Below are 16,150 nucleotides of genomic sequence, written 5' to 3'. Positions count from 1 at the left end.
ATTGGAACCGTGGCTGTGGAGCCCGCGATGTCCCCCCTCTCCCATCTCGTCATCGGACGCGTCCCGCACGGAAGGTTCGCGCCCCCGGTTCAGCCGGCTGCCTCCGCCATCGCCGAAACCGGGGCCGACAACACCGAGATCCGTTCCATCCTGGTCCCCCTGGATGGAACGCGGCACGCGGAGCATGCCCTTCCGCACGCCCTGGCGATCGCCCGCCGCAACCGAGCCGTCCTCCGCATCGCCCAGGCCTACTCCTATCGGGAGGAGGCGGCCTCACAGGACGGGGTCTGGTCGGAAGACGATCCCGCGGGTGCCATCCGCGAACCGCACGAGCACTACCTCCAGTCGGTGGTCCAGCGGATCTCCCGCGTTCATCAGGTCCCGGTCATCGCCTCGCTCCTCGAAAGCGACGCCCCCGGCCGCCAGCTCAAGGAGCTTCAGGCCCAGACGGACCTCACCGTCCTGACGTCCCGCCGCCGCGGCTGGCTCAGCCGCCTCTGCCGCGAGAGCATGGTCGATCTGCTGCTCGACCGCGCCGAACGCCCGGTGCTCCTGATCCGCGGTTACGACGCCCCCGCGGACCTCACCGGCCATCCGCTCTGCCGCCATGTCGTCCTCCCGCTCGAAGACCCGCAATCGGTCCCGCGCCTGATCGGCCATGTCCAGCTCCTGGGAGGACGCGAGCCGCAACTTATCTCGCTCTGGCCCATCTCCGAGGAGGCTGCCTTCGCGGCGAACGCCTGGCTCTCGCGGTCGCCGGAGGCCACGGGCGCCGAACTCCCTTCGGCACGAACGACGGTCGTGATCGCGAGCCGCGGGCACGGAGGCCCGTCCACATTGGCGAACATCACGGGAGAGAGCGACGTCGACCTGATCGCGGTCGCGCGACCGACGGGAGCCAGAGAGTTCTCCTGGGCCGAAACCTCTCCGTCCGTTGAGATCGCCCGCAACGCTCAGGTTCCCGTGCTGGTCCTGCCCAGCCCGCCCCAGGTCAGCGACCATCCCGCTCCGCGCGGAAGGATCGAGCCGAATCTCCTGGCATCCCCGGAGGGACGGAAATGAGACCGCCACAGGGCGATGGTCCGGGACCGCGCCGGAACGGAGAACCCGGACCGCGTGGCCCCGCTCCCCACGGCCCCGCTTCACACAGCCACACTCCCTTCTCGGTGAGCATCTGCCGGTCGTTTCAGGTGACAGCCAGGGATTCGACGCTCCTCGTCACGCCGGCGGGGGACCTCGAGGAGTTCCGCTATCAGGACGTCCACAACGACATCGGCCGCATTCAGGATCTGCTCAACGGACCGACGTTCAAAAACCTGGTGGTCGATCTCCAGTGGCGGCTGTTCCGGGGGGCCGTCCTGACCGATGCCATCGTCGGTTTCATCCGTTCGACCCGCGGCAGGGCTGCCGTCTGCCACCTCTCGGCCGAAATGTCCGCGCGCCTGGCCGAACATCGGCTGACCGGCCTGTGTCCCCAGTTGGACAGCGTCGAAGCCGCGCTCGCCTATTGTCACGGCGTCCCCTCCCCCGAGCCGCTGGCCGGATCGACTTGACGACCTCCTGGGGACAGCCCATCCGACCATCCGCCATCGCCGCCCCGTGCAGTCGCCCGCAACATCGCGCCGGCAGCCGGGAAAGCCGGAAATCCGGGCGAGGTTTCCTTGGCTTGCCAGCCTCGGGCGAGCCGATAGACTTCGACACGTCAGCCTCTGGCCCTCCAGGAGTTGGCGTCGGCATTTGGCTGCCTCAACAGTCACGTGCGGTTTTGTATAGCAGCGGTCGAGAGTGGCCTTCCGCAAAGGTCGCCCCCGAGGCCGCTCTATACGGCGGAGGAAACTTCGCAGCAGGACAATTTGATTCGGAGAGATGGCTGAGTGGCCGAAAGCGCCGGATTGCTAAAAAGATTCTCTCCAGGGCCAGTTTCAGCGGAAAACCAAGGATTTCGTTAGCGAAATCCACTTCTGATCCGCAGAGCCAATTCGCTTGAAAACCCTAGAAAAACCGGTGGTTTCGGTGGGGTACTGGTGTCAGTGACACCAGCATCAAAAGGGCACAAGAGACTTGGGCCAAACTCGGCCTTCTCGCCCCCGTTACGGAGTCAGGAACGTTCGTTGAAGGTTGTGTAACACTTGCCTGTCCAACCACAGCGAGAGGCAGCCATGAAGGTCGTGAGCTACGTTCGAGTCAGCAAGCAACGCCAAAGCCGATCGGGACCTGGCCTGGCGGCTCAAGAGAACGCCGTCCGCGAGTTCGCAGCCCAACACGATGCGAAGATCGTCGGGAGCTTCGTGGAGGTCGAGAGCGGCCGTGACGATGAGCGGCCGGAGCTTGTGAAGGCGATCGCCTACGCCAAACGCCAGCGGGCCACGCTGATCGTCGCCAAGCTGGACAGGCTTGCCCGCTCGGTCCGCTTCGTGTCGACGCTCATGGAAAGCGGAGTCGAGTTCTCCGCGGCGGACATGCAGTTCGCGAACCGCCTGACGCTGCACATCATGAGCGCCGTCGCTGAGGACGAAGCCCGCCGAATCAGCGAGCGGACCAAGTCCGGCTTGACCGCCTACAGGGCCCGTGGCGGCGTTCTCGACGCGGCTCGACCGGAGTGCCGGAATCGGACGATGAAGCCCGCCAGCGGGGAGCCGTGCGTACAGGGGAAGTGCTGCGATCCGATCTCAAGACCTACTCGAAAGGGGCCATGGGGGCCATGGGGGCAATGGGAGTCTTCCAGAGGCATCTCCGCTACCCATGATCGACGCGCCTCGATTTCGAAGTCGCGCGCTCAACTTCTACCCCGCCCGCCATCGCCCACAAGAATCGGGGGGAACTCCTGGCGTGGCGCCATCCCGCGCTCGCGAAGTCAGGCGATAACCCAGGCTACACGCGGCATGCCGTATCTTTATCACCCAATCGGCATCGGAGTCGCTTGGACTTGCTCAGGCCGGCTTAGATCGGAGAAGGGTGCTGGCGCGTGGGTCGCGGATATCACTCGTACGAGGCAGGACGCCTATCAACTGCGTCCTTGATGGCCTTGAGCCGTACGGCAACCATGCGTCGCTCCGCCTCGAACTCCTTGCGCTTCTGCAGGGGAGCGTGCCCGTCCTTGCCCGGGGCTGGCGGTGAGGGAGCACGGAGCAACTCCTCCCGGATCTCGATGACCGACGCCTGTTTGAAATGCATCGACGCCGCACGCTGGTACGTGTCCCGATACGTCCGCGCTCCGCGAGCGTTCAATCGCCGTTCCGCAAACTCGTCGATGGCTTCCTGCTCGGCCACCGGGTCGCAAACTAACGTCTTCGGATCTCGATCAGGCATCCGGGGCTCCTCTCGTTGCCGAAGTGCTGGGACCTTGCCGAGTGGATGCAAAATGGACGCTGGACCGAAGCCCCCGTCATGCCAGAGCCTTCCGCCCGTCTCCCGTGATCTGGTACTGATCCTCACCGACGGATTCGATGTAGCCCTGACGGATGAGCCGTTGCAGCGAGATGATTACACGCGGCTCGAGATTGACCCCCCGCAGCGACGTCGACAGTTCCGCGGCGGAGAGCGGCTTCGCGGCGTCCGCGGCGCAGCAGATGAGGTCAAAGTCGTCGTAGTTCATTCGCTCGGCGGTGGCCATCACAATCATTTCTACAAAGAATGCCACAAGGCGTCCGAATTCACACAACGCCCGCCCGGCTGATCATCACTAGGGCCCCAGTGGCGGTTTCACGCCATCCACGGAAGCCGTTCCTCTATCCGCCTTCTTGAGGTCCTTTCGAACCCGCTTGTCCTCCGCGCGGCGGCGCTTGTCCTGTTCTCGCTGCCTTTTGACGAGGGTGTTCCGATTCTTGGTGATGATTCGCTCCCAGCTTCCTAAGAGTGCTGTCGCGTGGTCTTGATGAGATAGAGAACGCGAAGCCTCCTCGCCCCACGCAAGGAAGGCTCCGCCGTTTCGCGGCCGTCGGCCGGATCAGCCATGGGTCGCCGATTAGCCATCACCTTGATGTTGCGGCTACACGCGTCTGAAAGTCACGACGGACGACCGATCCTGAAACCGTCCTAGTATCGACCGCCTCGGAATCCCCCGCCGCCGCCCCCGCGGGACTCGCGAGGCCGGGCCTCGTTGACTGTCAGCGATCGTCCACCGACATCGTGGCCGTTCAGGGAGTTGATGGCGGCCTTCGCTGCGTTGTCGTTCGACATCTCGACGAAGCCGAAGCCCTTCGAGCGGCCAGTGTCCCGGTCCATGATGACCTCGGCGGAGCGGACTTCTCCATGCTCGCCGAACAGATCCTGAAGGGTTTGACTTGTCGTGTCGTAGGTCAGGTTGCCTACATACAGTTTCGTAGCCATGACGTTCCTTTCGATCGTCGCGCGCGGGGCCGCATCCGAAGGAACGGTTTCGCTGGACGAGAAGCGATGGGAGACCCGGCCAAAGCAGACGGATCGTTCATCCAGCATCAAAGTGGAATGAGATAGACGGATGCTAGCAGAACGCGATCGGCGAACGGCGAGGGAAACACGCGAGTCCCTCGGAATACAGCAAATCGCGCGGCGCTCGGTTTGAAAGCGGTTCCTTTCGCGGGCCGGAGACGACATCCAGAGAACGTTCCGTCCCGTTCATCGGGACCGGGTGAGAGGCGGGACTACTGTCCGCGCGCATCCTTTGCAGCCCGTCATCCGGCGAACACCCGCAGAAGAGTCTCTTCCAGTTTCTGCACGACTCGATCGCGATCGATGCATGCCACGACGGTTTTCCCCACAGCCACGGCCCCCCCGCGACCGGAACTCGTACGAATGCTCCACCTTGGCGGGAGTGAGACGCGATTCCCATGTGCGCAGCGTAAACCGTTCAGCGATCGCGAGGGGCTCGATCACGTCACATTCCACGTGGATCACCACGAGGAAGTAGCCCAGGTCTTCCAACTGACGCGGACTGATTCCCTGCTACCGGAACAGCTCCATCCGTCCCAGTTCGAGCCACTTCACCAGGGTCGACATGGAGGAGCCGTCGACACCGGCCCGCTCGTTCGGCCGGACTACGACGTCCATAGTCATCTCCAGCGGACGAAAGGTCACTGCGGCGACGGACGAGCTCATCTTCTCATTCTCAGACGGGGAACGCGGGCCGCCTGATCGGGCCCGGGAGGCCGGGGCGTTCGGGAACAGCGTCTTCGCTGACCGGGAAGGGAGCGGACTTCAGACCTCGACCGCCGCCGGGACATCGTCCATTCCCAGCATCCTTCCCAATCGCGCTTCATCGAGGGGCCGCGTAAAGCACTGGGCACGGGGCCATCCCCAGGAGTCCGCCAGATCCTGATCCGATCCCTGTCCGGTCACCAGCACCTCTGGGTGGCTCTCTCGTCCCCGGCCCCGCTCCAGCTGATCCAGCAGGCTCTCCAGGGTCGTCAGATGCTCCGCGGGATCGACAAGCAGAAAGTCGGGCGCCAGTTGCTTCAGCCCTCGCAGGCAGGCCGCCTCATCTCTCGCGTAGCAGACCTCGATTCCCATCTCCCGTAGCCGTTCGACGAACGGTTGGGAATACTCGATCTCGGAGTCCGAAACCAGCAGGACACGATTCATGAGTTCTTCTTTCTGAAGTTCTGTTGCGCGCGACAGGTCCCTCTACGCCTCACAAAGGCAGATTCCGGAGACCGGGCCCCGCGGGCTGCGTCCCCTCCGCCGGGGAGTCCGCCGCTGCCCCGTCTTCGTTCCAGAGCGAGACCAGACGCTCGGCAAAGGCCGCCTCGTCAAACGGCCGCTGAACGCACTGCCCGGCTGGAAGCCCCTGCTCTTCCGAGAAGCGCCACGCCGGTTTGAAGCTGGCATAGAACACCCGCGGCGTGCGGTTGGTCATGTTGTGGAGTCCCCGCACCACCTCGCCAAGCCGTCCACCATCCGTCTCGGAGGAGATCAGGACAAAGTCCGGCAGATGGATCTGGACCGCTTGGAGGCATTCCCTCCCGGTCCGGCTATGGCGAGTCACGATCTCGCGGCGGTTGAGATGCTCGCGGAAGGAGCGCGGGTAGTCGTAAGTGGGATCACAAATCAGCAGAAGCGGAGGCATGGCGCACCGTCCTTGTTCAGCTCAGCAAATCCGGTCCGTCAGAAGGTGGCGGCAGCCGATGGCGCCGGCGTTGAGCGACCGGCGGCGCGCTCATTGTCGCACATCCCTCCCTCCCGCCTCAGGAATTGCGAGTGTCTCCGACCGAATGTTCGATTTCGGTGGCGAAGCGCTCCATGGCCTGCGATTCCTGACCAAATCGTCCGGACCAACCGAATCTTCCCCAATCGCGGCGCCCACCGGATACAGTCAGACCTCGCTCTCTTCGGAACGAGACACCGGCTGACCGTCTCAGAGTTCGGAAGCTCGCCTGAGACAGAAAAGAGATCTGTGCCCCAGCTCCTGCTGATCTGCGACCCGCCGTTGAAACTCGGCCGGGGGCTCATCGCGGCGCTCTCTCTGCGAGGCATGGATGTTGGCTACCTGAACCACGCGAGCGAGTGCTACGGGGCGGTTCAGGCGTATCGTCCGGACTTCCTGATTGTCGCTTCGGGTACGCAGCCTGCTCCTCTCGACCGAACGATGAGATGGATGGCGCGCGCCGATGGAGAAAGTGACCGCGCGCGGGTGTTTCTCACGGGCGACTCCTCCAGCGCAGAGCTGGCCGATCAATGGCAGTGGCCGCGCGAACTCTGCTTGCCCCGTCCGATTGATGCCTCGACATTGATTCGTCTGTTGTTCGAAACGACAGGTACCATCGTCGCCACAACGTAGACTGTCCCGATCAACTTGGAACTCCGCCGCCGAATGTCGCTCGATCACTGGCGGCTCCCGCGTTTCCCCTGAAAGGCAGCGGCTGAATGAGAACTTTGAATGCCCGCTGAGAGAGCTCAGGAAGCGATGATCCGCGTCGATACTCGGCTATTATTCGCCAACTGCACAGCGCTTGGAATACAGGTCACCGAGGATGACATACAGCTGATGCTCGACGTCTGGGGGTTCCGGCCGCTCTCCTGGGACGTGTGGATTGGTCCACAGAATCGGCTGGATCAGTTCAGAACGGGGGAGTTCGCGCGGCTTCCCAGCGCCAATTGAAGGGGGAGGCCACGCTCAGTCGTGCCCGACTGAACCGCCGCGAAACGGAAATGTCTGCACGTTCCCGGAATGCTTTGCCTGCGATCGTGTTGTGCAGGGGCAACTTGTCCTACGATCGCTCGCTGCATTCAATCGCTTTTGCCATGAACCCGTTCTCCAGGTGAGCGTAATGGCGAAAGCCTCAAGTTCGATCGCCGAAACGCTTTGGAACCATGAGATCCAACGGCTCTCCGATTGGATGGATCGGCTGCGCGACAGGGGTGCCTAGCGGGACAACCGGATCCACGAAAGCTCGCTCAGATCGCAGGCCGGAGAGTTTGTCGCGTTGCTGCAGAGGGTGGCGCAATGCGGCGACACCGCGAGTTCGAGAGGCCCGGAGTGGAAAGCGATTGAGGACTTTCTGGCTTAGGTCTCGCGCACTCGGATTCACCAAGGGCTTTCTGCTGACGAAACCACTGGCATCGTCCTTTCACTCAAGGAGGTTCACTTTGTGCAACTGAAAGCGGACTCCGGGAAAGATCCAGAGGTGCTCGCCCAGCAGATGTGGCGCGTTACGGAGCTGCTCGACGCCATGGGCATGCTGACCATCCGAGCCGTCCAGAGGGCCCGGGAAGATGTGATCCGCCGGCAGCAGCAGGAACTGTTCGAACTTTCCACGTCCGTCGTGAAGTTGTGGGACGGAATCCTGGCCCTTCCGATGATCGGCACCCAGGATAGTGAGCCGACTCAATATGTCATGGAATCGCTCCTTAAGCGAATCGTCGAGACCGGCTCAGATATCGCGATCATCGACATCACTGGTGTACCGACCGTCGACACCCTCATTGCTCAGCATCTGCTGAAAACCGTCACGGCTATCCGGCTGGTGGGCGCGGAGTGCATCATCTCTGGCAGCCGGCCGCAGATCGCTCAAACGATCGTTCATTTCGGTATTGACCTCGAAGGCGTGGCTACGAGGTCCACCCTAGCGGATGCACTGATTCTGGGAGCGAAGCAACTCCGTCTCGTTGTCGCAATAAGAGGCTGATCGCCGGACTTTCAAAGTCGCCGGGTAACCTCTCCAACGAGCCGAGTGCGACGGCCGCCGGTGTGAGCGGTAGCCGATTCGCGGCGTCCAGGTGGATCGGGGGGTGGTCGGTAGGAGTCCGCTCCGCCTGCCGCCAATGACCTTCGGTTAGGGGCTGATCGAAATCGTGTGTAGAACATGGCGCGTCAGATGAATCAGGCTCCAGGCGCTGATTCTCTTCTTGCATCCCACTCCACTGGCAGAGCCTCGAAGGTGTGCGGCTCGAACCACACGCGACCAACGTCCCGGGGTGACGCCGGTGTGGCAGCCCTGATCAGATTGTGACGCGTCACACCACACACCTCCTCGAACATTACTCGCCCCACGACCTCTGCCGGGAAACGTCGAGCGCGGCCCACTGCTCCGACAACTCCGACACCCATAGGGACCCCGCCCTGACACGGACATCCACGCCGTTCACCGCCTCTGTCTCGGCGCGGCACACGACACTGCCGCGGGCGGTCGTCATCAGCCGCCCCCTCTCTTGAACCACCAAGCCCAGCAATCCCAGCGCCAGCGCGGACGACGCCGCGGACACGGACAGCTCGTCCATCGGGACACCTTCCCCGATCGCACAAGCCTGAAGGAGCTCGTAACTCATGTCTGAGAAGATCAGATCTTCGGCAAGCACATTGTCCCCTACTTGACCATACCGACACGCGGTGTTGGAGAACCTCGACCGACCGCAGCTCATGAAGCCTGGCGGCAGCCGAGACTCATCGTTTTCCCGACCGGGCCGCTGCTGCAACGGCGGGTTAAAGGCAAACGGCACACCCGGAACATTGGGAACGGTTTCGGAGTCCAAACGCGTTCAACCAGCCGCTACGCCAATTCGACGGCCGGCACCTGCAGCATGGGCACCGAGTGCTCCTGAACAAAGCGTGATAGACGCTTCCCGACGCTGGAAAGCCGGATCGCATTTCCTGTTTGCGTCGCGAACCCCCGGGCACACACGTAATCGGCGACCGCCTGCTCATCCGGGCAGCCTGACAGCGAGAGGATACCCCAGCCTTTGCTCAACCGCCTCAAGAAAGCGGACTCATCATTCCAAAGCACAATCCCATCCATGCGGAACCTCGTGGTCACCGAAAGCGAATTACGGTGGTCGAAGTTGGCCAGCGTGTTGGGTCGATTGTATCTCACCGGTGCCCGTGTTCGGACGACATTCGGATGAGTTGCTGAATTTGGCAGGGATTGTCCACGACGACAGCCCACCCAAAAAGGCCAGGTAGGACGCCCCCGAAATCAAGCGGGGCGATTACTCGACTTGGTGGCAGTGAGATCAGCCCCTAGTGGAGTCAACGCCGGTCGCTCACCTCGGGCCTGGCCAAGAAGGTCGTCGAACACTGAATCGACGCGCGGCGATTTCCTGCCCACGAGGCTGGCCAAGCAGTTCCGAAGGCCACATGACCACGAGCCCAACTGGATTGCGGTAGGTCGGCTTCAGGGCACATCGGGCTCCTCCACCCCGTACCAGATACGAGGTTCTCCGAGAGCGTAGAGCGGAGCCGCTTTCCTCACCTGATACCCCAGGCGACTGACGCGGGTCCCCTGCGGAACCTCCTCGACCAGGCCGCTTCGAAGCAAGCCGGCAAGTGCGAGGTCGAACTTCACCGGGTGGTAGTGAGCCAGGTTGAACCCGGCGATGAGGTCGACCAGCAGTCGCCACTCTTCTTCCAAGATCGTGATCCGTTGAATGGCCATTCCGCCGCAATCCCATTTTCAACAACACCCATCCATCAATGACGAGACTCCCCTGCTCCGAGCGGAGGACGGTCACGCCGGGGACAAGCCATTCTGCCGCCAAGTGAGGACGCATGCCGGCAGGTGGCACAGGAGTGCCCCCAGACGTGACCGTTACCGGTACGCCCCGTCGGTGAATGCAACTTGCGGTCCCAGAGCATTTAGGACACACCGAGAGATCGAGGCGGTACCTAATACACCCGCGCAAAGGAAAGCGTTCGCGACCCGTTGGCCAAGTTGGGTCAGACGAATGTGGTCGCCGTCGGACTCCGCCAAGCCCGTCTCGCAGAAGAAGTCACAGGCGATGTCGTGGCTGAGAGTCGGACCGGACCGATTTAGGGCTCCCTGCTTTGCAGCGAACTTCAAGAGCGCAACTTCATCCGGCAACAACACCAGATCCTTCATCCACCACTCCACGGGACCGAGCGAGACCGGGAACGGAAGACCGGAGCGAACCCGATTCCACGGCACATTTTCGCAATGGGTCGACTCGTGGCCAGTCCCATTTTTCTGGCCGCAGCGGAAATCGACGCGCGTCGACTGCGGCCGAAGACAGCTGCCCGACACCGCCCGTCTACGGCGTTCCGTCATTCCAACCCAAATGGCGGTAGTCGAAGGCGACGGTGTATGGCGTCTGGCTCACCGGTCCGACTTCCAAGAGCTGCCGACCGCGGTCGGTGATCGTCACCGTCCGCTGCTCGTTGGTGGCCAATCCCTTGAGCACCAGATGGCCGATCGCGTCCGCGATCGCAGCGGGGACCAGCTCGGCGCGCATGGGTTCGATGCCCAGCTCTGCCAGCACTTCGTACTCGATGAGCATCAGCCGGAAAACGTGCGGCGGATGGCCGCTGACGCCGTCATCGCCGAACTCTGCTTCCGATCCACCGGATCCCGTTTTTTGGTCCACATCTGCCGCCGTTAGTTGCCTTTACCGATCGCCCGAACGCTCGGTGCACCGTCCATCGCCTTTTCGACCGCGAGGATTCCATGCCCCGTGATGAACGCTCTCTGCTCCGCAATCAAGACAAGGCCACGACTTGCAAGAGCCTGCGCCTGTGCCGCCGGCAGGTCGACACCGACATCGCAGCTCCCCGAAACGCTGTATGCCATCCTCCTCAAGTGACTGAGATCCGATTCGGTCACCCGAACCTCGCCCCCAGGGGGATTCGACATTCAGCACCTCCACCGTCAGCCCAGCCAAGGCCTGACGGCACGCACCTTATCAACCGCACGAACCAAACACGATTCCGGTGCGCCCTCGACAACTCGGACGCTCCATTCGGCAGTCGACTCAACAGGACTCTGGCAACGAGCCGCGATCGCGACCAATCGAAGTCGTCTCTGCGTCAAACGGTTCCCTGTCTTCTGCCCAGACGCGGAGCCCGGCGGACCCGACGGCCGGAGCGGAGACGACGAAGCCCCTGCCTAAGGCGGTCAAGGTCGAGACACCGTTCAACGTTGCCACGAGGAAGCGATCTTGCAGGCCGAGCACCAGCTCCGCTTCTGACTCGGAGAGCTCAGAGACCCTCACTGGAACATCAAGCAGATGCAGGAGCCAGCCCCACTCAGCCGCATTCGCGACAACTCGAAACATCGTCCGACACTCCAGACCTCACCGCCTACTAGCAGGCTGAAGTTCACACAGAAGTTGTCTCCGTCACAACGGGCGATTCCTGGCTCAGTCCCGAGAGATTTCCTTGGGTGGCTAAGGCAAGTGCGGCCTGGCGTCCCCTCAACGGGCCGGGCTCTCCGCTCCGACTCCTCGCAAAGCCTGCGGGGTCTCCTCTCCGATCCCTGACGCTCCAGGGACGGCTAGGCAGCCGGCTCTTTTGTGTCCGGAAGGGTCAGCGGCTGCGTCGTCGCAGGGAACCCCCTTGCGAGCCCTACGACGACGCAGCCGCAGCCCTTCCGAACGGACGGGGTTTTTGAATGCGGGGTCGCTCCGCTGGGCCTTCCGGCGGAGAAGGGGCGAGACCCCTTCACCCAACAGCCGACCGGAGCTGCTCAACCAAAGGACCACTACGGCGGCGGGCCGGCTCGATGGCCGGGAACACTCGACCGCCCTTCCCCCCTGCCCGCCCGTTGGCGGGACACAAGGACCACAACCCATGACCACCTTCGAAACGATCTACGTCGTCTGCATGGCGCTACTGTGTTGCTACGCCGCCTACCTCCTGGTCGCGCGGATGACGCGCTCCCTTCGCGACGAGAGCCGCAAGTGAAACCGGAATCGACGCGCGTCGATTTGCAGCTCAAGGATCTGGAGGACCAGCTCCGCCGGCTGCGCGAGGAAATCCACTGGATGGATGAGAACACATCCATCGAACGACGCCGGCGAGTCCTGGCTACGGCCGCTTTCGCCGAGATCACGCTCCGCAAGTTGTCCGCTTTCGTCGCCGACGCCGCCGAGTGGCTCCGGCAACCACCCGTAGACCCTCCGTTCTAAGGAACCCGCTCTCATAGTCACCAAGTCAAAGAACGTTGAATCGCAGGATGTCGACCTCTCCCTGATCGACCCCAGCCCGCTGAACCGCCGGACCCGGCAAGCCCTCGAAGCCGGCACCGCCGCCGGCCTTAAGGAGACCATAGCCTCCGTCAAATCGTTCGGGGTCCTGCAGGACAGTCCCCGCAGTGGGAGAAGGAGATCCGCGACGGATCGTTCACACCCACCCACGCCGGGGCGGTGACGAAGTGGCTGAAGCACCCGGCGATCGCGACCGCCTTCCGCCAGGAGTGGGACAAATGGCGCGGGAACAATGCCGAGGTCACCACGAGCTGGTGGCAGACCCTCGTCAACAACACCGTTTACAAGCTCTCGCGGGACTTCGACCCGAACTGCAAATGGCAGGCGAACAACAAGAAGGCCCCGGACGTCCACCGCTTCGAAGAGAACGAGCGGTGTTTCAACATCGAGCTATGGGACCAGCTCGCCAAGGACCACCGGGCGGCCGACCTGGCGGCGTCGAAGGAGAACGAGGAACCGGAGCCGACGCCGGCGAAGGCCGAGCAGATCCCGGACGAATGGAAGCGTCTTTCCTTTCTCGCCACTTGGTTCACCCGAGCCATCATCAAGAAGCTCGACAACGCCCGATCGCGGCCGAAACTGCTCGCTCTGGTCCCGGCGATGATGGCGGGATCCGGAGTCGGTGCCCTCGGAGGACTTTCCTTCGCGCTGTTCCGGTACTACCAGGATCAGGACCTCCGCGAAGAACCTATCTTCTCGAAGGTCCTGGAACAAACCCAGCACAAGAGCCGAGCGAACGAGGCGGCGCTGGCGATCTGGCTGATCGAGTTCCTGCGATCGGCGGAGCTCTGGAACGCTCACGAGGCGGCGCGCGTCGCGGCGACCCTGGAATCGACTTCGCCACCGAGTGGGACCAGGAGACGTGCATCGACGACCTGACCCGCTGCTACGACCTCCTGCCGGAGGACCTCCGCAAGATTCGCGGCCGAGACCTGCCTAGTCTGGGCCGAAGGACCTCCCTGCTCTGCTGAAATGATCAACGAATTCTCTGACTCAATAAAGGAAAGCGCCCCCGCATGCAGGGGCGCTTTCTTCTCAATCGACGGGAGACCTGAAGCGGGCCGGCTTTGATCGAACAAGTGTCGCAACGAATCCCGACGCTCACTTCTTCGGCGCTTTGGGAAGCTTTGCTTCCGGTGCATCACCAATAGTCAAGTCCGCGAAGACGACGCGGTATTTCTCGGCCCCCTTAGGGAGATACCAGAAGACGATCCGGTCGGCATCATCCAAGCGTGCCGTCCCGTCGTAGCCAAACTTGTCGAGCGATTGGCGGAACGTCCAAGCCGCTCCCATGCTGCCCGTCAATTCCATGAACTCCTTCATGAACTCCGGATTGTTCACACGATCCGCCCCCGCGGCCTTCGTGATCTTCGCGACGAGTTCCGGACCGTCGATTCGCTCGGGGAAGGCTCCGTCGTTCAGTTTGGCGTAGAATCGCAAGACTCTGACAACGTGATCTTCGGGCGGTACCTTGCCTAACGCAGTGAAGTCGACGCTCGGGAAGGTTATCTCTTCAGTCTTGAATCCAGTCGGGATCTCGAAGGAGAACATCGCATCAGGCAAGGGCTGATTGAAGACGAAATCCTGCATCACCATGTGGATCGGATCCGCCAAAGATCCGATCGTCGCTTCGATCAGCACCGGCAACTTCGTCTTTGGATCCCCCCACAACGTCATCGTTGTGGCGCCAAACGTGGCCTTGAATCCTTGAGTCCGAACGCCGTTGATAGTCTTGTCTCCGGCCGGTTCACCGGTCGTTTCGGCAGTCTTCAGCCAAGCAATGATCGAATCCGACATCGTCGGCACGTCTTGAGGACCGCTCCCCAGCTTCGTCAGCGTAGCCGCCTTCACGCCTGGACGAACTGACAACATTCTCCGCTCAGCACTGTCCGTCACGCGGTAACTGCCGTCGATACTCTCCGTACGCGCCAGCTTCCCCTTGTGATAGTTCTTGAGTTGCGAAGCACTTCCATTCTTGGGAGTGAGGACCGTCGTGTAAGTGAGGGTGCTCACCTCCCGCACGGCAGCGGCGATATCCTCCAACGCAAAGGCTTCCTGCGGCGAGTGCATCAGGCCGAACACCACCGCGACGAGCGCCGCGGAGGTCAGCAACATCGCCGCGAATCGTCGCCCTCGGGAGGACCAAACCGTCTTGATATGGCGGGGCATCAAAGGGGTGTCCAGTTCGCCGACATGGGCGGCGATGCGATCCAATGTCGCAGTCAACGGGACGATGTGCGCCGGGAGCTCCCGCAGGGAAGCTTCCGCGGCATCGAGAGAATCATTTGGAGCATGGTTCGCGTTCATGGAGAACTCCTTGTCGATAGGGATTCAGGGACGACATCTTTCAGCAGTTCGCGCAGATGTTGTCGTGCCCGGTGTACTAGGACGCCGACCGTGCTGGCTGGCGCCCTCAGATGTTCGGCTGCCTCGGCATAGGTCCAGCCTTCCAGCACGCAGAGGCAGAACGCTGCGGCCTGTTCCTGTGACAATTGACTGAGCGCGACCCTTAATTGGTGTCGCAGCTCCTGCAGCTGAGCGTTTTCGCCAGGATCGAGCCGATCCGCCATGACTGGGGACTCGCGATCAAGCCCGTGATTGCTCTGGCTGCGGTACCGCTTCCGCAGAAGATCCATCGCTCGGACCGAGGCCAGCCGGGTCAGGAGTGCCCTCCAGTTGGCGATGGGTTCGCGACGGGCCACCTTTACGGCATCGATTGCAGCCTCCTGCAGGCAGTCGTCGGCATCTGCGGAGTTTCCAAGGAGGCGGTAGGCCGCCCGCCAAGCGGTGGGACCATCCCGTTCCAATACAGACTTCCAATCCATCAAACCTCCCGTGAAATCGTCACTCGGAATGCCGGTGGCGTATGCTCGCCGAAGTTATGTCGCTTGGCGGCCGGTCAGTATTTCAAAATTCGGGTACTTTTCGTGACGTGTCGTCTGATGGCGCCCCGGAGCGCCCCTGGTCCAACTCAGTCTTGTGGACGCATGTCCTGCCACTTCGAGGAATTCTCCTCTCTCCTCTCCCCTCTCCCCTGCCCCGAGCCTGAAGAGGGACACTTCGTCGGCCAGCAGCACAAGACCCGTTGATCGGCAATCCTCAACACCTTCGATCGTTCGGGATGGAAGGCCCAGCAGGACTCAGCTTCCCACGACGTCGACGTTGACCAGGTCGGACTTGGAGCGGCCGGGCAAAATCGACGCGCGTCGACACCGGAAAAAAACCTGGGATGGATCGGGGCCGTAACCTCGCCGCGAGGAAGCCACCTTCTCGAAGGTGCTGAAAAATACGCAGCACGAGAGCCGAGCGAACGAGGCGACGATGGCGGCCTGGCTGATCGAGTTCCTGCGCTCGGCGGAGCCTTGGAACACTCACAGAGCAGCCCAAGTCGCGGCGACACGGTGAATCGACTTCACGACCGAATGGGACCGGGAGACGTACATCGACGAGCTCGTCCGGTGCCCCTACCTCCTGACGGAGAACCTCCGCAAGATTCGCGGCCGTTACCGGCCCGGCCTGCGGCCCCAGGGCCTCCCTGGTCTTCTCAAACAGCGAGAGTTGCAGTGGCATCGAGCCGTGACGGTACTCTCAGGAAAACGGGAGTGCCGTCAGCCGGCATTCCCGTCCACTCGGGGCGATCACTGGCGGTGCGCTTGCCGGGACAGACACGGGGCGAAGGACACCCGTGGCGACATTTTTGCCAAATGTTCCGCCCGACCTCATGTCCCTTCACCACACGGTG

20 protein-coding genes are annotated in these 16,150 nt (G+C 62.5%); 7 read left to right on the top strand and 13 right to left on the bottom strand.

What is annotated here, in order from left to right:
• Window positions 1–27: 27 nt before the first annotated feature.
• From VT03_RS03745 to VT03_RS35170, 3 genes are all read left to right on the top strand, one after another.
• Window positions 28–1,062 (top strand): universal stress protein, encoded by a 1,035-nt coding sequence (locus VT03_RS03745; RefSeq protein WP_075091755.1) that lies wholly within the window; start codon window positions 28–30, stop codon window positions 1,060–1,062.
• A 128-nt stretch (window positions 1,063–1,190) separates the two neighbouring features.
• Entirely contained in the window at window positions 1,191–1,553 is a 363-nt protein-coding gene (locus VT03_RS03740; RefSeq protein WP_075091754.1) for a hypothetical protein, read from the top strand.
• 606 nt (window positions 1,554–2,159) lie between these two features.
• Window positions 2,160–3,020 (top strand): recombinase family protein, encoded by an 861-nt coding sequence (locus VT03_RS35170; protein ID WP_075091753.1) that lies wholly within the window; start codon window positions 2,160–2,162, stop codon window positions 3,018–3,020.
• Here the strand turns inward: VT03_RS35170 and VT03_RS03730 are convergent.
• The 6 genes from VT03_RS03730 to VT03_RS03710 all read right to left on the bottom strand — a co-directional run bounded on the left by VT03_RS03730 (window position 2,980) and on the right by VT03_RS03710 (window position 6,043).
• Complete coding sequence (locus VT03_RS03730; RefSeq protein WP_075091752.1) at window positions 2,980–3,309, bottom strand: hypothetical protein; 330 nt, start codon at window positions 3,307–3,309, stop codon at window positions 2,980–2,982. The two genes, VT03_RS35170 and VT03_RS03730, sit on opposite strands and share 41 nt — an antisense overlap.
• Window positions 3,310–3,385: 76 nt before the next feature.
• Window positions 3,386–3,613: a hypothetical protein gene (locus tag VT03_RS03725; protein WP_156514269.1), complete on the bottom strand. Its 228-nt coding sequence runs from the start codon at window positions 3,611–3,613 to the stop codon at window positions 3,386–3,388.
• 422 nt (window positions 3,614–4,035) lie between these two features.
• The gene (locus VT03_RS03720) at window positions 4,036–4,329 is read right to left on the bottom strand and encodes an RNA recognition motif domain-containing protein (protein WP_075096905.1); all 294 of its coding nucleotides are present in this window, start codon (window positions 4,327–4,329) and stop codon (window positions 4,036–4,038) included.
• Window positions 4,330–4,923: 594 nt separating this feature from the next.
• Window positions 4,924–5,076 (bottom strand): hypothetical protein, encoded by a 153-nt coding sequence (locus tag VT03_RS33155; protein WP_156514268.1) that lies wholly within the window; start codon window positions 5,074–5,076, stop codon window positions 4,924–4,926.
• Window positions 5,077–5,175: 99 nt separating this feature from the next.
• Complete coding sequence (locus tag VT03_RS03715) at window positions 5,176–5,559, bottom strand: hypothetical protein (protein WP_075091750.1); 384 nt, start codon at window positions 5,557–5,559, stop codon at window positions 5,176–5,178.
• A gap of 49 nt (window positions 5,560–5,608) precedes the next feature.
• Window positions 5,609–6,043 carry a hypothetical protein gene (locus VT03_RS03710; protein WP_075091749.1) on the bottom strand — a complete coding sequence of 145 codons (435 nt, stop codon included), beginning with the start codon at window positions 6,041–6,043 and terminating at the stop codon, window positions 5,609–5,611.
• A gap of 327 nt (window positions 6,044–6,370) precedes the next feature.
• Here VT03_RS03710 and VT03_RS03705 point away from each other — a divergent pair, with 327 nt between their 5' ends.
• Entirely contained in the window at window positions 6,371–6,754 is a 384-nt protein-coding gene (locus VT03_RS03705) for a hypothetical protein (protein ID WP_075091748.1), read from the top strand.
• An 811-nt stretch (window positions 6,755–7,565) separates the two neighbouring features.
• Entirely contained in the window at window positions 7,566–8,102 is a 537-nt protein-coding gene (locus VT03_RS03695) for an STAS domain-containing protein (protein WP_197489186.1), read from the top strand.
• A gap of 352 nt (window positions 8,103–8,454) precedes the next feature.
• On the opposite strand, the gene VT03_RS33150 is transcribed toward VT03_RS03695, so the two are convergent.
• From VT03_RS33150 to VT03_RS03665, 5 genes are all read right to left on the bottom strand, one after another.
• On the bottom strand, window positions 8,455–8,694 hold the full coding sequence (locus VT03_RS33150) for a hypothetical protein (protein ID WP_156514267.1): 240 nt from the start codon (window positions 8,692–8,694) through the stop codon (window positions 8,455–8,457).
• A 269-nt stretch (window positions 8,695–8,963) separates the two neighbouring features.
• A complete protein-coding gene (locus tag VT03_RS03685) occupies window positions 8,964–9,209 on the bottom strand; it encodes a hypothetical protein (RefSeq protein ID WP_075091745.1) in 246 nt (81 codons plus the stop codon).
• 375 nt (window positions 9,210–9,584) lie between these two features.
• On the bottom strand, window positions 9,585–9,845 hold the full coding sequence (locus tag VT03_RS03680) for a hypothetical protein (protein ID WP_075091744.1): 261 nt from the start codon (window positions 9,843–9,845) through the stop codon (window positions 9,585–9,587).
• A 613-nt stretch (window positions 9,846–10,458) separates the two neighbouring features.
• Window positions 10,459–10,791: a hypothetical protein gene (locus VT03_RS03670; protein WP_075091742.1), complete on the bottom strand. Its 333-nt coding sequence runs from the start codon at window positions 10,789–10,791 to the stop codon at window positions 10,459–10,461.
• Between the two features lie 11 nt (window positions 10,792–10,802).
• The gene (locus tag VT03_RS03665; protein ID WP_075091741.1) at window positions 10,803–11,057 is read right to left on the bottom strand and encodes a hypothetical protein; all 255 of its coding nucleotides are present in this window, start codon (window positions 11,055–11,057) and stop codon (window positions 10,803–10,805) included.
• Window positions 11,058–12,102: 1,045 nt separating this feature from the next.
• On the opposite strand from VT03_RS03665, the gene VT03_RS03655 reads away from it, so the two are divergent.
• The gene (locus tag VT03_RS03655) at window positions 12,103–12,330 is read left to right on the top strand and encodes a hypothetical protein (protein ID WP_075091739.1); all 228 of its coding nucleotides are present in this window, start codon (window positions 12,103–12,105) and stop codon (window positions 12,328–12,330) included.
• 237 nt (window positions 12,331–12,567) lie between these two features.
• Entirely contained in the window at window positions 12,568–13,287 is a 720-nt protein-coding gene (locus VT03_RS03650; RefSeq protein WP_075091738.1) for a hypothetical protein, read from the top strand.
• A 222-nt stretch (window positions 13,288–13,509) separates the two neighbouring features.
• On the opposite strand, the gene VT03_RS03645 is transcribed toward VT03_RS03650, so the two are convergent.
• Window positions 13,510–14,715 carry a LolA family protein gene (locus tag VT03_RS03645; RefSeq protein ID WP_075091737.1) on the bottom strand — a complete coding sequence of 402 codons (1,206 nt, stop codon included), beginning with the start codon at window positions 14,713–14,715 and terminating at the stop codon, window positions 13,510–13,512.
• The gene (locus VT03_RS03640; protein WP_075091736.1) at window positions 14,712–15,233 is read right to left on the bottom strand and encodes an RNA polymerase sigma factor; all 522 of its coding nucleotides are present in this window, start codon (window positions 15,231–15,233) and stop codon (window positions 14,712–14,714) included. The genes VT03_RS03645 and VT03_RS03640 overlap by 4 nt, the downstream gene beginning before the upstream one ends.
• Window positions 15,234–16,150: the final 917 nt, after the last annotated feature.

This window comes from Planctomyces sp. SH-PL14 (genome assembly GCF_001610835.1).
Lineage (GTDB): Bacteria > Planctomycetota > Planctomycetia > Planctomycetales > Planctomycetaceae > Planctomyces_A.
The sequence above is the reverse complement of the archived record's forward strand: the minus strand, read 5'-3'. Positions and strand labels throughout refer to the sequence as shown.

What these genes read in the sequence shown, in the direction of transcription:
- VT03_RS03725 (WP_156514269.1), bottom strand. Translation starts at nt 3,613, where the DNA reads ATGGCCACCGCCGAGCGAATGAACTACGACGACTTTGACCTCATCTGC.
- VT03_RS03715 (WP_075091750.1), bottom strand. Translation starts at nt 5,559, where the DNA reads ATGAATCGTGTCCTGCTGGTTTCGGACTCCGAGATCGAGTATTCCCAA.
- VT03_RS03720 (WP_075096905.1), bottom strand. Translation starts at nt 4,329, where the DNA reads ATGGCTACGAAACTGTATGTAGGCAACCTGACCTACGACACGACAAGT.
- VT03_RS33155 (WP_156514268.1), bottom strand. Translation starts at nt 5,076, where the DNA reads ATGAGCTCGTCCGTCGCCGCAGTGACCTTTCGTCCGCTGGAGATGACT.
- VT03_RS03645 (WP_075091737.1), bottom strand. Translation starts at nt 14,715, where the DNA reads ATGAACGCGAACCATGCTCCAAATGATTCTCTCGATGCCGCGGAAGCT.
- VT03_RS03710 (WP_075091749.1), bottom strand. Translation starts at nt 6,043, where the DNA reads ATGCCTCCGCTTCTGCTGATTTGTGATCCCACTTACGACTACCCGCGC.
- VT03_RS35170 (WP_075091753.1), top strand. Translation starts at nt 2,160, where the DNA reads ATGAAGGTCGTGAGCTACGTTCGAGTCAGCAAGCAACGCCAAAGCCGA.
- VT03_RS03665 (WP_075091741.1), bottom strand. Translation starts at nt 11,057, where the DNA reads ATGTCGAATCCCCCTGGGGGCGAGGTTCGGGTGACCGAATCGGATCTC.
- VT03_RS03730 (WP_075091752.1), bottom strand. Translation starts at nt 3,309, where the DNA reads ATGCCTGATCGAGATCCGAAGACGTTAGTTTGCGACCCGGTGGCCGAG.
- VT03_RS03680 (WP_075091744.1), bottom strand. Translation starts at nt 9,845, where the DNA reads ATGGCCATTCAACGGATCACGATCTTGGAAGAAGAGTGGCGACTGCTG.
- VT03_RS33150 (WP_156514267.1), bottom strand. Translation starts at nt 8,694, where the DNA reads ATGGACGAGCTGTCCGTGTCCGCGGCGTCGTCCGCGCTGGCGCTGGGA.
- VT03_RS03685 (WP_075091745.1), bottom strand. Translation starts at nt 9,209, where the DNA reads ATGGATGGGATTGTGCTTTGGAATGATGAGTCCGCTTTCTTGAGGCGG.
- VT03_RS03745 (WP_075091755.1), top strand. Translation starts at nt 28, where the DNA reads ATGTCCCCCCTCTCCCATCTCGTCATCGGACGCGTCCCGCACGGAAGG.
- VT03_RS03640 (WP_075091736.1), bottom strand. Translation starts at nt 15,233, where the DNA reads ATGGATTGGAAGTCTGTATTGGAACGGGATGGTCCCACCGCTTGGCGG.